This window comes from Phycicoccus mangrovi (genome assembly GCF_018729305.1).
Classification (GTDB): Bacteria; Actinomycetota; Actinomycetes; order Actinomycetales; family Dermatophilaceae; genus Phycicoccus; species Phycicoccus jejuensis.
The window spans coordinates 1-14,409 of the sequence record NZ_JAHHWP010000011.1 but is presented as its reverse complement, the minus strand read 5'-3'; the positions used below and the strand labels follow the sequence as shown (position 1 = coordinate 14,409).

Genomic DNA, 14,409 nt, shown 5'->3' with positions numbered 1-14,409 from the left:
GACCCGGCGCAACTAGAGTGGCGGCATGACGACCAGTGCGACCCGCGGCAGCGTCGCGCTCGTGACCCTCGGCTGTACCCGCAACGAGGTCGACTCGGAGGAGCTCGCCGGCCGGCTCGCGGCCGACGGGTGGACCCTCGTCGACGACGCGGCCGACGCCGACGTCGCCCTCGTCAACACGTGCGGCTTCGTCGAGCAGGCGAAGAAGGACTCCATCGACACCCTCCTCGAGGCGGCCGACCTCAAGGACACCGGACGCACCCGGGCCGTCGTCGCCGTCGGGTGCCTCGCTGAGCGCTACGGGCGCACCCTCGCCGACGAGCTGCCGGACGCCGACGCGGTGCTCGGGTTCGACTCCTACGCCGACATGTCGACCCACCTCCAGGGCATCCTCGCCGGCGGCCGCCCCCAGTCCCACGTGCCGACCGACCGCCGCCGCCTGCTGCCGCTCTCGCCCGTCGAGCGCCCCGCGGCGTCCGACGCCGTCGCGCTGCCCGGGCACGACGCCGAGGTCGTGCGCTCGCGCCTCGGGTCGGCCCCGTGGGCGCCGCTGAAGATCGCGAGCGGCTGCGACCGCCGCTGCGCCTTCTGCGCCATCCCGATGTTCCGCGGCTCGTTCGTGTCGCGCCGGCCCACCGACGTCCTCGCCGAGGCGCGCTGGCTCGCCGGGCAGGGCGTGCGCGAGCTGTTCCTCGTCAGCGAGAACTCGACGTCGTACGGCAAGGACCTCGGCGACCTCACGCTGCTGGAGTCGATCCTCCCGGAGCTGACCGGCATCGAGGGGATCGAGCGGGTCCGGGTCTCCTACCTCCAGCCGGCCGAGGTGCGCCCCGGCCTGCTCGAGACGATGGCCGCCACGCCCGGCGTCTCGCCCTGGTACGACCTGTCCTTCCAGCACGCCTCGACCCCGCTGCTGCGCCGGATGCGCCGCTTCGGCGGCACCGAGCCCTTCCTCGGGCTGCTCGAGGGCGTGCGCGCCCGCCAGCCGCTCGCCGGCGCCCGCAGCAACGTCATCGTCGGGTTCCCCGGCGAGACCGAGGCCGACGTCGAGGAGCTCGAGCGGTTCCTCACCGCGGCCCGGCTCGACGTCGTCGGTGTGTTCGGGTACTCGGACGAGGACGGCACCGAGGGCGAGACCCTCGACGGCCACCTGCCCGAGGACGTCGTCGCCGAGCGTGTCGAGCGCGTCTCCGCCCTCGTCGAGGAGCTGACCGCGCAGCGCGCCCTCGAGCGCGTCGGCGAGCCGGTCACCGTCCTCGTCGAGGAGCACGACGAGGACGACGCCCTGGTCGTCGTCGGCCGGGCCGACCACCAGGGGCCGGACGTCGACGGGGTGTGCCACGTGCGCGTGTCCGACGGTGCGCTGCCCGCCGTCGGGACCTTCGTCGAGGGCGTCGTCGTGGGGGCGGAGGGAGTCGACCTGCTGGTGGAGCCGCGATGAGCGAACCCACCCCCCGCCCGCCGCGTCCCGTGCGGCCCGGGCCGCTCGCCGACGGGCGGATGAGCGACCCGTACCGCGTGGGCATCGACCCCGCGAGCCCGGTCGTGCCCGAGACCGGCCCGAGCGCGTGGAACATCGCCAACTACCTCACCGTGCTGCGCCTCGCGCTCGTGCCGGTCTTCGGCTGGCTGCTGCTCACGCACGGCGGCGAGGACCCGACCTACCGCTGGGCGGCCTTCGGGGTCTTCGCGGTCGCGATGATCACCGACCGCATCGACGGCGACCTCGCACGCAGCCGCGGGCTGGTGACGAACTTCGGCAAGGTCGTCGACCCGATCGCCGACAAGGCGCTCGTGACGATGGCCCTCGTCGGCCTGTCGAGCGTCGGCGAGGTCATGTGGTGGGTCACCGTGCTCGTCCTCGTGCGCGAGTGGGGCATCACCGCCATCCGCTTCTGGGTCATCCGGCACGGCGTCATGGCCGCGGGGCGCGGCGGCAAGGTCAAGACGCTGCTGCAGACCTTCGGCATCGGGTTCTTCCTCTGGCCGCGCTCGACGCTGCCGTTCAGCGGCTTCTGGGACGCCCTGTCGTGGACCCTGCTCGGGGCGGCCGTCGTCGTCACCGTCGTCACCGGGGTCGACTACCTCGTCCAGGCCCTGCGGCTGCGGCGCACGAGCGAGCGGGCGGTGCGCAAGCGCGCCGAGCGGGCGGCGCGCCGGTCCGGGGGAGCCTCGCGGTGACCCCGGCGGGGGTGGCGAGGCCGGCGGGAACAGCGGTGGGGGAGCGCGCGTTCTCCGAGGACCGGCCGCGGGCCCGGGCCACGAGCGTCACGGCCCGGCTCGTCCACGTGGTCGGGACCGTCCGGAACCTCCCTGCCGACGAGGCCCCGGCGCGGTACCGTAGGGCGACCACCGACGAGCCGACGTCCCGAGAGGAGGCCCCGTGATCCTGCTCCGCCACGAGCTGGGCGAGGTGCTCCGCGAGGTGCGCACCGCGCAGAAGCGCACGCTGCGCGACGTCGCCAAGTCCTCCGCCGTCTCGCTCGGGTACCTCAGCGAGATCGAGCGCGGCACCAAGGAGGCCTCCTCCGAGCTGCTGGCCTCGGTGTGCGACGGCCTCGGGATGACCCTCTCCGAGCTGCTCTCCCTCGTGCGCGACCGGGTCGAGCACGTCGAGACGATGACCGCCCCGGTCACGCTCCCGGTCGGGCCCGCCCGTACCGCGGACGAGGTCTCCGCCTCCGCGGCCTGAGCCCGTCCTCCCCGCGGCGGCTCCTCCGTCCGCCGCGCTGGTCCACCACCCCGTCGAGGGTGCGCATGCTCTCGGCGACCTCGCCCAACCGCTGCGACCCCACCAATACGCCCCGACGTCGCCCTGCCGGGGTGTCATGGCACCCCGGCACGGCGGGGCATCACCGGCACTGCGACGGCGCCCCGGCGAGGCACGACACAGGGGATCGTCCACGAGACCCCGGCTCCGAGCCGGGGTCTCGTGCCCTTTTCGGGGTGACCCCGAAAAGTGGAGGCGGTGGAGGCCCCTGGGGTGGGTGGGGGCGGTGGGTCAGGGGGTGCGGCGGCGGTAGGCGCCGCGCGGCCCCGGGGTGCTGCCGAGGGGGCGCTGGGGGCGGCCGTCGTCGGTGGGCGCGAGACCGCCCTGGCACGTCGGGCACGAGAAGATCGTCCGCTCCCGCGGCGGCACCCCGGCCATCGCGACGCGCACCGTGCTGCCACACCGCCTACACGGCCGACCGGAGCGGGCATGGACGTACGCCTCCTCGCCGGCCCGCTGGATGCCGGTGCTGCCCTGCCAGCCGGTCCGCTCGGCCGCCGCCATGAGGCGCTGCAGCCGGGCGAGCAGCCGATCGAGCCGGGCCGGATCGGCCTCGGCGGCCGGCTGCCACGGGAAGAGCCGCTCGATGAACAGCAGCTCGCTGGCCCAGAACGTCCCGACCCCCGCGAGGGTGCGCTGGTCGAGCAGCGCCTCGACGAGCGTGCGCGGATGGGCGAGCAGGTGCTCGCGGGCGAGGTCCGCGTCCCAGTCGGGGCCGAGGACGTCCGGGCCGAGGTGGCCGACGAGGTCGGACTCACGCGCTGTCGGCACGAGGTCGAGCATCCCGAGGCGCAGCCCGAAGCCGGACCACTCGTCGGTGAGGACCGCGGCGCGCAGGTCCTGCCGGCGCAGCGTGCGTTCGGTGCGCGGCCCGGGGTGCTCGACGCGCCACTGTCCCTCCATCCGCAGGTGCGTGTGGAGGGTCGAGCCGGTGTCGAAGCGCTGGAGGACGTGCTTGCCGCGGGCCACGACCTCGAGGGTGGTCGCCCCCCGGAGGTCGACGTCGGGGGCCGAGGGCCAGCGCAGCTCGGCGTGCGTCACGACGCGGCCGGCGAGGGCGCGGTGGAGCCGGTCGGCGGTCCGGTGGACGGTGTCACCCTCGGGCACGGACGCTCACCGCCGCATCCGCAGACCGCGGGGGGTGAGGTGGAAGCCGGCGGCCTCGAGGGCCGAGACGACGGGGTGGTCGGAGCCGAGGAGCTGCCCGCCGTCGGCCTTCTCGACGGTGATCCGGCCCAGGTGGCCCCGCCGGACCGCGTCGGCCAGGGCCGCGGCGGCGAGGGCGAGGACGGCCGCGTCGTCGGCGAAGGTGAGGAGCGTCTTGCCACCCCGCTCGACGTAGAGCGCGAGGACGCCGTCGACGAGGACGACGACCGCCCCGGCCTTGCGTCCCGGCTGGTGCCGACGCCGCTTGTCGTCGCCCTCGCCGTCGGACGGCTCGGCGACGCGGTCGGGCCACGGCAGGGCCGCGCCGTAGGGGTTGGCCGGGTCGCTCGCCGCGAGGACGACGGTCGTGGGTTCGCCTCGCTTCTCGCCGCCCGCCGGTCCGGTGCCGGCCCGCAGGCGGTCGACCGCCCCCGACGTGCCGAACTGCGATGCGCCGAGCCCCTCGACGAAGTAGCCGCGCCGCACGCGTCCGCTCTCCTCGGCCTTGCCGAGCACCCGGTAGACACCGGCGAAGCCACCGGGGACCTCCTCGGCGGCCACCGCGCCACGCGTGACGACGCCGTGCCGGTCGAGCAGCAGCTCGGCGGTGGCGAGGGCGCGCAGGGTCGGGTCGGCGTCGGCCGGCGGCAGCAGCGCCCAGCGACCGGTCACCCGGGCGGGGCCGGAGCGGGCCGGGAAGGCCGGGCGCGACGGCGCGGAGCCCAGCGCCCCGAGCGGCCCACGGCGGCTGCCGTAGCGGGTGCGGCGCGGCGCGGGGGTGCTGCGCTTGTGGGCCGTCCGGCCTCCGGCGAGCACGGCGCGCACCGGGGCGAAGGTGTCGCCGGTGACGCGGCCGGACCACACGAGGTCCCACAGCGTCGTGGCGAGCGCCTCGTCGTCGGTGCTGCCGACCTGGTCGGACAGGCTGCGGAAGAAGTGCGCGCCGCCGCCCGCGAGGACGTCGAGCACGGCGATGCCCTGCTCGGTCGGCACCCGCTCGGGGTCCGGGCCGGGCAGCGTGAGGTGCGCGGACTCGGCGAGGTGCAGCGACACCCAGCCGTCGTCGCCGGGCAGCGATCCGTGGCCGCACCACAGCACCTCGCCCCCGGCCATCAGCTCGTCGAGGAGGGCCGGGGTGTAGTCGGCGACGCGGGCGGGCAGGACGAGCGACTCGACGGCGCTCGCGGGCAGGACCGCGCCGCTCAGCTGCTCGACGGCGCGCAGGACGCCGTCGCGTCCACGCAGCCGCCCGCCGACGCCCTGCCACTCGCCGAGGAAGCGCCCGAAGGCGTCCGGCGTGACCGGCTCCACCTCGGCGCGCAGCGCCGCGAGCGAGCGGCGGCGGAGCATCCGCAGCACCTCGGCGTCGCAGAACTCGGTGGAGCCACCACCGGTCGGCAGGAGCTCGCCCTCGACGACCCGCCCCGAGGAGACGAGGCGGGCGAGGGTCTGCGCGGCCACGGCGACCCCGATGCCGTAGGCGCGGGCGACCTCGGAGGCGTGGAAGGGCGCGTGGGTGCGGGCGTAGCGCGCGACGAGGTCGCCGAGGGGGTCGGTGACCGGCTCGAGGAAGGTCTGCGGCACGCCCGGGGGGAGCGAGGCCCCGAGGGCGTCGCGCAGCCGGGAGGCGTCGTCGATGGCGGCCCAGCGGTCCTCAGCGGCCACGCGCACCGGGATGGCCTGGCGGGCGGCGGCGAGGTCGGCGAGCCAGCCCTCGACGTCGGCGCCGGTGACTCCCTCGCGGCAGCGCTGGAGCACGCCGTCGACGGACAGAGGGCCGAGGACGCGCAGCAGGTCGAGGACGTCGTCACCGTCGCGGGCCGCCCGCTCGGGTGTGAGGCGCTGCAGCTCGGCCTCGGTGCGGGCGACCTGCTCGGCGTCGAGGAGGTCGCGCAGCGCGAGCCCCTCGGAGCCGCCGAGCAGCTCGGCGAGGAGCGAGGGGTCGAGGGCCAGCGCGGCGGCCCGGCGCTCGGCGAGCGGGGTGTCGCCCTCGTAGAGGAACTGGGCGACGTAGCCGAACAGCAGCGACTTCGCGAAGGGCGAGGGCGTGCCCGACTCGACCTCGACGACGGTGACCTTGCGCCCGGCGACGTCGCGCATCAGCTCGACGAGCCCGGGCACGTCGAAGACGTCCTGGACGCACTCGCGCACGGCCTCGAGGACGATGGGGAAGGTCGGGAAGCGGCTCGCGACCTCGAGCAGCTGGGAGGCGCGCTGGCGCTGCTGCCACAGCGGCTGGCGCCGGTCCGGCCGGCGGCGGGGGAGCAGGAGCGCGCGGGCGGCGCACTCGCGGAAGCGGCTCGCGAACAGGGCCGAGCCGCCGATCTCGTCGGTGACGATGCCGCGCACGTCGTCGGGGTCGAGCGTCACGAGGTCGAGCAGCTCGCGCCCGACGCCGCGCCGGTCGATGCCCTCGACGTCGTCGAACTCGAGATCGGGCAGCCGCAGGACGATGCCGTCGTCTCCGTGCATCGCCTGCACGTCGACGCCGAAGCGGTCGCGCATCCGTGCCGACAGGGCCAGCGCCCACGGGGCGTGCACCTGCGCGCCGAAGGGGGAGTGGACGGCGATGCGCCAGTCGCCGAGCTCGTCGCGGAAGCGCTCGACGACGACGGTGCGGTCGTCCGGGACGTGGCCGGTGGCCTCGCGCTGCTCGCGGAGGTAGGTGAGGAGGTTGTCGGCCGCCCACTCGTCGAGCCCGGCCGCCATGACGCGCTCACGGGCGGCGGTGGGGGAGAGCGCCTCGACCTCGCGGACGAACTCGCCCACGGCGCGGCCGAGCTCGGCGGGGCGCCCGAGGGAGTCGCCCTTCCAGAACGGCAGCCGTCCGGGCAGGCCGGGGGCGGGGGTCACGAGCACACGGTCGTGCGTGATGTCCTCGATCCGCCAGGTGCTCGTGCCGAGGGTGAAGAGGTCCCCGACGCGGGACTCGTAGACCATCTCCTCGTCGAGCTCGCCGACCCGCCGGCCCGGCCCCTCCCCGGTCGCGAGGAAGACGGCGTAGAGCCCGCGGTCGGGGATGGTGCCGCCGGAGGTGACGGCGAGCCGCTGCGCGCCACGGCGACCGGTCAGGGTGTCGGACAACCGGTCCCACGTGATGCGGGCGCGCAGCTCGGCGAAGTCCTCGCTGGGGTAGCGACCCGCGAGCATGTCGAGGACCGACTCGAGGACCGGCCGGGTCAGCGTCGCGTAGGGCGCGGAGCGACGGGCCAGCGCGAGCACGTCGTCGACCGTCCACTCGTCGAGCGCGCACATCGCGACGACCTGCTGGGCGAGCACGTCGAGCGGCGTCTGCGGCACGTGCAGGGCCTCGATGCTGCCCGAGAGCATCCGCTCGACGACGACGGCGGTCTGCACGAGGTCGCCGCGGAACTTCGGGAAGAGCACACCCCGGGAGACCGCCCCGACCTGGTGTCCGGCGCGGCCGACGCGCTGCAGGCCGGACGCGACCGACGGCGGCGACTCGACCTGCACGACGAGGTCGACGGCGCCCATGTCGATGCCGAGCTCGAGGCTGCTCGTGGCGACGACCGCGGGCAGCCGGCCGGACTTCAGCTCCTCCTCGATCTGGCCGCGCTGCTCCTTGCTGACCGAGCCGTGGTGCGCGCGCGCGAGCACCGGTGCGGCGCCGGCGGACTGGCCGGACTGGGCCATCACCTTGGCCGGCGCGGCCTTGAGGACCGCCGGCCGCGGCGTCGCGCCCTCGGCCCCCACCTCGTCGGCGCCGTCGGCGGCCTCGACGCGCTCCTCCCAGATCTCGTTGAGCCGCGTGGTGAGCCGCTCGGCGAGACGCCGGCTGTTGGAGAAGACGAGGGTCGAGGTGTGGTCGGCGACGAGGTCGACGATGCGCTCCTCGACGTGCGGCCAGATGCTCGCGCGCTGCTCCTGCCCGGACGCCGCGCCCGCGAGGTCACCCGTCGGCTGGCCGAGCTCGCTCATGTCGGGGACCGGCACGACGACCTTGAGGTCCCACTCCTTGGTGGAGGGCGGCTGGACGATGTCGACGGGCCGACCGCCCGCGAGGTAGCGGGCCACCTCCTCGACCGGGCGGACGGTGGCGGACAACCCGATCCGCTGTGCCGGCCGCTCGAGCAGCCCGTCGAGGCGCTCGAGCGAGAGGGCGAGGTGTGCGCCCCGCTTGGTGCCGGCGAGGGCGTGGACCTCGTCGAGGACCACTGTCTCGACGCCGGCCAGGGCCTCGCGCGCGGCGGAGGTGAGGAGCAGGAAGAGCGACTCCGGCGTCGTGATGAGCACGTCGGACGGGGTGCGCGCGAAGGCGCGTCGCTCGTCGGCCGGGGTGTCGCCGGAGCGCACCGCGACCGTGATGTCGGGCTCCGGCAGCCCGAGCCGGGTCGCGGCGTGCCGGATGCCGACGAGCGGGCTGCGCAGGTTGCGCTCGACGTCGACGGCGAGCGCCTTCATCGGGGAGACGTAGAGGACCCGGCAGCGCTTGAGCCGCTCCTCGGGCACGGGCTCGGAGGCGAGGCGGTCGAGGGCCCAGAGGAAGGCCGAGAGCGTCTTGCCCGAGCCGGTCGGCGCCACGACCAGCGCGTGGTGGCCGCTGCTGACCGCCTCCCAGGCCCCCGCCTGCGCCGCGGTGGGCGCGCTGAAGCTCCCGCGGAACCAGGCGGCGGTGGCGGGCGAGAAGCGGTCGAGGACGTCGGCATCCATGCTGGTCACACCCTCTCACCCGGCACCGACACCTCAGGTCGCTGCCGACCGGGCGGGGACGCCGGGTGTCGAGGCGCGCGACGTCAGTCCCGACGGTCCAGCAGCAGGTGCACCACGCCGCTCGGCGACGCGACCGCGTCGATCGCGTAGGTGTCCTCGAGGGCCTCGAGGCCGTCCCAGAGCCGCACCCCGCGCCCGAGGAGGATCGGGACCTGGACGACGTGCGCGTGGTCGACGAGCCCTGCGGCCAGGAAGTCCCGGACCACCGTCGCCCCACCGCCGACGCGCACGTCGAGCCCGCCGGCGGCCTCCCGGGCGACCTCGAGCGCCTCGGCGACCGGGGCGTCGAGGAAGTGGAAGGTCGTGCCGCCGGCCATCTCGAGCGGGGGCCGCGGCCGGTGGGTCAGGACGAAGGTCGGGGTGTGGAACGGCGGGTCCTCACCCCACCAGCCGCGCCAGTCCGGGTCGTCCTGCCACCCCGGCGGGCCGAACTTGTGCGAGCCCATGATCTCGGCGCCGATGCCGACTGAGTGCTGCTGCGCGAGGGCGTCGTCGACGCCGGACGAGCCGTCCGGCCCCCAGAAGCGGGTCGCGAACATCCACGCGTGCAGGCGTTGCCCGGCGTGGCCGAAGGGTGCCTCGAGCGACTGCGGCTCCCCGGAGCCGAAGCCGTCGAGGGAGACGGAGAAGTTGTGGACGCGGGTGCGGGACATCGGTGGCCTCCTCGGTCGGTGCCCGGCACTCTGGCACGCCGGACCGACAGGCGGCACCCCCGCGGCGGGCTCAGCCCGCCGGCTGCTGCTGCGTGATGCAGTGGATGCCGCCGCCGCGCGCGAAGAGCGGGCGCGCGTCGACGCCGACGACCGTGCGACCCGGGTAGGCCTGCGCGAGCACGCCGAGCGCCTCGTCGTCGCGGGGGTCGTCGAAGGCGCAGGCCACGACGCCGCCGTTGACGACGAGGTGGTTGATGTAGGACCAGTCGACCCAGCCCTCCGTGTCCTCGAGCGTCCGCGGCGCGGGCACCCGGACGACGTCGAGGGTGCGGCCCGCGGCGTCGGTCGACGACGACAGGAGGCCCTCGAGCTCGACCGACACCTCGTGGTCGGGGTGCGCTGGGTCGTCCTGCCAGTGCAGCAGGACCGTCCCGGGCGCGGCGAAGGCCGCGACGATGTCGACGTGGCCGCGGGTGCCGAACTCGTCGTAGTCGCGGGTCAGGCCGCGCGGCAGCCAGACGCAGCGCGTCGCCCCGATCGTGCGCGCCATCTCGGCCTCCACGTCGGCCCGCGACAGCCCGGGGTTGCGGCCGGGGTCGAGCTGCACGGTCTCGGTGAGCAGGACGGTGCCCTCGCCGTCGACGTGCAGGCCCCCGCCCTCGTTGACCAGGTCGGAGCCGATGCGCTCGGCACCGGCCCGCCCGGCGACGAACGTGCCGATGCGGGCGTCGTGCTCCCAGGCCGCCCACTCCTGCGCGCCCCATCCGTTGAAGACCCAGTCGACCGCGCCGAGCGTGCCGTCGTCGTCGCGGACGAACGTGGGACCGATGTCGCGCATCCAGGCGTCGTCGAGCGGCGCCTCGAGCAGGTCGACGCGGTAGCGGCCGTGGCGCCCCTCGTCGAGCCAGTGCCGTGCCACGGCGACGGCGCCGGGGTCGACGACGACGGTGACCGGCTCGAAGCGGGACACCGCGAGCGCGACGTCGGCCCACGTCGCGCGGGCCTCGTCGGCGTCGGCGTCGGTCTCCCCGAGCGTGTAGCCCGACGACGGCCAGGCCATCCACGTGCGCTCGTGCGGGGCCCACTCCGGCGGCATCCGCCAGGCCACGGGTCAGCCCTCCCGCTGGTGCTCGGGCCGGATCGGGGCGGCGAGCGGGGCGTAGGAGTCGGGGCGCCGGGTCGCGAGGAAGGGGAAGAGGTCGATCCAGTCCCGGCCCTGGGCGAGGTCGAGGTCGGCGACGAGGACGGCCGCCTCGTCGCGCGGCGCCTGCACGAGGACCCGGCCGTAGGGGTCGGCGATGAACGAGGAGCCGTAGAAGGTGATGAGCCCCTCGGTGCCGTAGCGGTTGGGGACGACGACGAAGACGCCGTTGGCGATGGCGTGCCCGACGATCGTGTGCTGCCACAGCGGCTGGGTGTCGAAGTCCGGGTGGTCGGGCTCGGAGCCGATCGCCGTCGGGTAGACGAGGACCTGCGCGCCGGCGAGGCCGTAGGAGCGGGCGACCTCGGGGAACCACTCGTCCCAGCACGTGGGGAGGCCGACGCGCATCCCGCTGACCGCGTCGAGCTCGTAGACGGGGTAGGCGTCCTGCGGCGGCCCGGCGCGGAAGTACTTGTCCTCGTGGTAGCCGGCCGTCACGGGGATGTGGGTCTTGCGGGTGCGGCCGACGAGCGTGCCGTCGGGGGCGACGAGCACGGCGGTGTTGAAGCCGAGGCCGTCGTCGGAGCCGTCCGGCGCCGGTGCCTTCTCGTAGAGGCTGGCGTGGACGTGGACGTCCGCGGCCGCCGCGGCCTCGCGGGCGAAGGCCATGGTCGGGCCGTCCTCGAGCGACTCGGCCGTCGCGTCGGGACGCCCCGTGGGCAGCGTGTCGGCGGGGTAGCGCGACAGGGTGAGCTCGGGGAGGAACACGACCCGCGCCCCGGCGTCGGCGGCGGTGCGGACGCCGTCGAGGAGCGTGGCGCGCAGCCGGTCGGCGTCCTCGTCCCAGGCGTGCTGGACCAGCCCGACCCGGACGGGCGGCTGCGAGGGCTCGTGGACACGGGCGAGCGAGGGGAGGACCCCGTCGGCGGTGATGAGGCGCATGGCGCCAGTATGCCGTCGCGGGACGGCCCGCCCGCACCGGCCGCGGGACGCGCCGCCTACGATCGGCGGATGCGTCACTCGAGGTTCTGGGAGCTCATGGCCGAGGAGTTCGGCGAGGGCTACGCGCGCTCGCTCGCGAACAACCAGCACCTCACCGCGCTCGGGGGTCGCACCGCGCAGCAGGCCCTCGACGCGGGCGAGGCGCCGCGGGCCGTCTGGGCGGCCCTCACCGCGCAGATGGACGTCCCCGTCGAGCGGCGGCACGGCCGCGAGGTCCCCCCGCCGCGCTCCTGACGCGGCGGCGTCAGCGCACGACGAGCTGGTAGGTGACGGGCCGTCTGCCCGGGAAGGCGACGGCGCCCTCGGCGTCGGTCAGCTTGAACCGCCCGATGCAGAAGGTGCCGGCGGCCGGCGCGGTGACCGCGGTCGCGACCTCGACGACGTCCCCCGGGGCGGTGTCGGGCACCGGGACGTGCGTGATGGTCTGGCAGTCCTCCGGCCCCGGTGCGCCGCCGACGCGCTGCAGCCGGTAGCCCACCCACGGCCGGGTGCCGGCGTTCTTCAGCCGCCAGACCTTGGTCGTCGTGCTGCGGGGCGCGACGACCGAGCAGTCCGGCAGCGTCGCGTCCCCGACGAAGACCGCGACGTCGCCGGGGTGCGCCGGCTCCGCGGCGGGCGGGTTGGGCTGCTGGACCGGGCAGCGCGCCGGGGTCGGCAACGGCGCCGCGAGGCCTGCGGCCCCGAGCGCGGCGGCCCGCTCGACACCGGTTCCGGTCATCCCGTCCTGGCTCGTCATCGACGACACGGCGGCGGCGACGAGGGCCACGGCAGCCGCCGTCCCGGCCAGGGTCAGCGCACGCCGGCCCGCGCCCCGGGCGGCCGGCTCGGGTGGGTCGGTCTGCGGGACTTCGGGGTCCGTCGTCGGGACGCTCGCGGGAGCCACCGCCGGGACCACAGGCGGCTCGACGGCCGCCGGGGCCGACACCGCGGGCCGACCCGGCCGGTCCTGGCCCGGGCAGGCGGGCGCGACGACGTGGTGGGCCGCGTCCCACGCGGTGCGTGCCGCGCCGAGGTCCGCGTCGCAGGCACGGACGTACTCGCGCACCGTCTCCCACGTCGGGAGCCGGTGACCCCGCGCGGCCTCGTGCAACGTCGTGTGCGAGATGGCCCGCGAGCGCGCGGCCATCGCCCGGTAGGACGGGGTGCCGGCCGCCTCGCGCACCGCGCGCAGGTGCTCGGCGAAGGCGCTGACGGCCGCGCTGCGCGCGGCCCGGTCGGCGTCGGTCACGATGGCTCTCCCCTCGTCCCGGGTGGCGTCGGTGCGCCCTGGCCGAGGCTACCGACGCGTGGCGAGACTGCCACCCGGGGAGCGGGGAGGTCGATGGGGAGGCCTCCCCACCGTTGGTGCGGTGGGGAGGCCTCCGGTCCGGGCGGGCCCGGTCAGGACAGGGTGATCCCGCGGTAGTAGGACGTGAGGATGGCGCGGAAGCCCTTGCCGGCGTTCGCCATGTCGCGGGAGCCGTTCTGCGACAGCCAGTCACCGGTCACCCACGCAGAGCACGCCGTGGAGGTGGCGCAGTAGTGGGCTCGCAGCACCGACCCGTCGCGGGTCATCCGCACCGACCACGTGCGGTCGACCGCGGCGCTCGTCGAGGCGACCGACGACCCGGGGCGGTAGACCTGGTCACCGGTGTCGTCCCGGACGTCGTAGCACGCACCGGACGGGGTCTTCCGGGTCGAGTGCAGCGCCCAGTACCAGGCGTAGCTCTTGACGGCGGTGGCGCCGGCGTCGAGCGAGGCCGAGGGCCAGGAGCTGACCCACTCGTTGGGGAGGACGTTCTTGACGTAGGTCTTGAAGTCCACCCGGTCGACCCGTCCGAGCGAGGTGCGGTAGACGAGGATCGTCGAGGGCAGCCTCGTGTTCGTGCCGTCCGTCGTGCAGCTCCCCCCGGCCCCGCCGTCGCCGATGCGGTGGGAGGCGTTGTTGTTCTTGAGGGTGGCGTTGAGGTTGGCCTTGGCGCCGGCGGCGAAGGTCTGGGAGGCGCCGGCGTAGCTGCTGTTGTAGTAGACGGTGACGCTCTTGCCGGTGCGGTTCCAGACGGAGGCGGCCTCGTTCTTGACGCAGAGCCCGTGGCCGGCCTTGGTGCCCTTGAAGTCGTAGCAGGACGGCTGGGTGGTGCCGTAGTCGGCGATCGAGGTGGTGAAGTCGCTGACGGCGCCGGCGTTGTCGCTGTTGTAGAACAGGCAGAACTCGCCGGTGTCGCAGACGCCGTCCCGCGAGGCCGCCTGGGCGGGGGTCGCCACGACACCCGTCGCGACGACCACCGCCCCGGCGACCGCGGCCCAGCGGGCGCGGGTCAGGGCGCTCACGGGCACGACTGCTTGCGCTGGAGGGTCGTCGTGTTGTTCGGGTACGCCGGGCTGCCGTCCTTGAAGGTGGCCTTGACGACGGTCCCGTTGAGGCGCTGTTCGTAGTGCAGGTGCGGCCCGGTGGACCCGCCGGTGCTGCCGACGCGGCCGATCATCGTCTTCGCGGTGACGCTCTGCCCGACCGAGACGTCCTGCGAGCTGAGGTGGGCGTAGTAGGTCTTGTAGCCGCCGGCGTGCGAGATGACGATGTACCGGCCGTACGAGGTGTTGCCGAGGTTCGCGACCGTCGTCACGGTGCCCGGCGCGGACGCGTACACCTTCCAGCCCAGGTCGTCGGGGTAGTGGTTGAAGTCGACCGCGAGCGACGGGCTGTGGTTGCTGCGGGTCTGGCCCTCCCAGCTCTCGCCGCAGGGGAAGGGCAGGAGGAACCCGGACGAGGAGCCGCCGCTGCCGATGCGGTGGGAGGCGTTGTTGTTCTTGAGGGTGGCGTTGAGGTTGGCCTTGGCGCCGGCGGCGAAGGTCTGGGAGGCGCCGGCGTAGCTGCTGTTGTAGTAGACGGTGACGCTCTTGCCGGTGCGGTTCCAGACGGAGGCGGCCTCGTTCTTGACGCAGAGCCCGTGGCCGGCCTTGGTGCCCTTGAAGTCGTAGCAGGACGG

12 protein-coding genes are annotated in these 14,409 nt (G+C 75.2%); 4 read left to right on the top strand and 8 right to left on the bottom strand.

Annotation, left to right across the window (positions count from 1 at the left end; translation table 11 throughout):
• Positions 1–25 precede the first annotated feature (25 nt).
• From rimO to KMZ30_RS08790, 3 genes are all read left to right on the top strand, one after another.
• The gene (gene rimO, locus KMZ30_RS08800) at positions 26–1,441 is read left to right on the top strand and encodes a 30S ribosomal protein S12 methylthiotransferase RimO (RefSeq protein ID WP_215512596.1); all 1,416 of its coding nucleotides are present in this window, start codon (positions 26–28) and stop codon (positions 1,439–1,441) included.
• Positions 1,438–2,181 carry a CDP-diacylglycerol--glycerol-3-phosphate 3-phosphatidyltransferase gene (gene pgsA, locus KMZ30_RS08795; RefSeq protein ID WP_226902246.1) on the top strand — a complete coding sequence of 248 codons (744 nt, stop codon included), beginning with the start codon at positions 1,438–1,440 and terminating at the stop codon, positions 2,179–2,181. Before rimO ends, pgsA begins: the two co-directional genes overlap by 4 nt.
• A 202-nt stretch (positions 2,182–2,383) precedes the next feature.
• A complete protein-coding gene (locus tag KMZ30_RS08790; RefSeq protein WP_215512595.1) occupies positions 2,384–2,692 on the top strand; it encodes a helix-turn-helix domain-containing protein in 309 nt (102 codons plus the stop codon).
• 309 nt (positions 2,693–3,001) lie between these two features.
• On the opposite strand, the gene KMZ30_RS08785 is transcribed toward KMZ30_RS08790, so the two are convergent.
• From KMZ30_RS08785 to KMZ30_RS08765, 5 genes are all read right to left on the bottom strand, one after another.
• Complete coding sequence (locus KMZ30_RS08785; protein WP_215512594.1) at positions 3,002–3,877, bottom strand: DNA-formamidopyrimidine glycosylase family protein; 876 nt, start codon at positions 3,875–3,877, stop codon at positions 3,002–3,004.
• A 6-nt stretch (positions 3,878–3,883) separates the two neighbouring features.
• Positions 3,884–8,587: an ATP-dependent helicase gene (locus KMZ30_RS08780; protein ID WP_215512593.1), complete on the bottom strand. Its 4,704-nt coding sequence runs from the start codon at positions 8,585–8,587 to the stop codon at positions 3,884–3,886.
• Positions 8,588–8,670: 83 nt separating this feature from the next.
• Positions 8,671–9,300: a dihydrofolate reductase family protein gene (locus KMZ30_RS08775; RefSeq protein WP_215512592.1), complete on the bottom strand. Its 630-nt coding sequence runs from the start codon at positions 9,298–9,300 to the stop codon at positions 8,671–8,673.
• 70 nt (positions 9,301–9,370) lie between these two features.
• Positions 9,371–10,408: an agmatine deiminase family protein gene (locus tag KMZ30_RS08770; protein ID WP_372447511.1), complete on the bottom strand. Its 1,038-nt coding sequence runs from the start codon at positions 10,406–10,408 to the stop codon at positions 9,371–9,373.
• Positions 10,409–10,411: 3 nt separating this feature from the next.
• Positions 10,412–11,383, bottom strand: a complete 972-nt coding sequence (locus KMZ30_RS08765) for a nitrilase-related carbon-nitrogen hydrolase (RefSeq protein ID WP_215512591.1) — start codon at positions 11,381–11,383, stop codon at positions 10,412–10,414.
• A 69-nt stretch (positions 11,384–11,452) separates the two neighbouring features.
• Between KMZ30_RS08765 and KMZ30_RS08760 the strand changes: the two genes are divergently transcribed.
• Entirely contained in the window at positions 11,453–11,677 is a 225-nt protein-coding gene (locus tag KMZ30_RS08760) for a DUF3046 domain-containing protein (protein WP_030527319.1), read from the top strand.
• Positions 11,678–11,687: 10 nt separating this feature from the next.
• On the opposite strand, the gene KMZ30_RS22310 is transcribed toward KMZ30_RS08760, so the two are convergent.
• The 3 genes from KMZ30_RS22310 to KMZ30_RS08745 form a co-directional block, all read right to left on the bottom strand.
• Positions 11,688–12,671 carry an NBR1-Ig-like domain-containing protein gene (locus KMZ30_RS22310; protein WP_215512590.1) on the bottom strand — a complete coding sequence of 328 codons (984 nt, stop codon included), beginning with the start codon at positions 12,669–12,671 and terminating at the stop codon, positions 11,688–11,690.
• Positions 12,672–12,823: 152 nt separating this feature from the next.
• Entirely contained in the window at positions 12,824–13,753 is a 930-nt protein-coding gene (locus KMZ30_RS08750; protein ID WP_308279691.1) for a peptidase inhibitor family I36 protein, read from the bottom strand.
• A partial coding sequence (locus KMZ30_RS08745) for a peptidoglycan DD-metalloendopeptidase family protein (protein ID WP_215512588.1) occupies positions 13,750–14,409 on the bottom strand: 660 nt, incomplete at its 5' end. The genes KMZ30_RS08745 and KMZ30_RS08750, both read right to left, overlap by 4 nt.

Coding starts and splice junctions, on each gene's coding strand:
- KMZ30_RS08775 (WP_215512592.1), bottom strand. CDS start 9,300: ATGTCCCGCACCCGCGTCCACAACTTCTCCGTCTCCCTCGACGGCTTC.
- KMZ30_RS08780 (WP_215512593.1), bottom strand. CDS start 8,587: ATGGATGCCGACGTCCTCGACCGCTTCTCGCCCGCCACCGCCGCCTGG.
- pgsA (WP_226902246.1), top strand. CDS start 1,438: ATGAGCGAACCCACCCCCCGCCCGCCGCGTCCCGTGCGGCCCGGGCCG.
- KMZ30_RS08765 (WP_215512591.1), bottom strand. CDS start 11,383: ATGCGCCTCATCACCGCCGACGGGGTCCTCCCCTCGCTCGCCCGTGTC.
- KMZ30_RS08760 (WP_030527319.1), top strand. CDS start 11,453: ATGCGTCACTCGAGGTTCTGGGAGCTCATGGCCGAGGAGTTCGGCGAG.
- rimO (WP_215512596.1), top strand. CDS start 26: ATGACGACCAGTGCGACCCGCGGCAGCGTCGCGCTCGTGACCCTCGGC.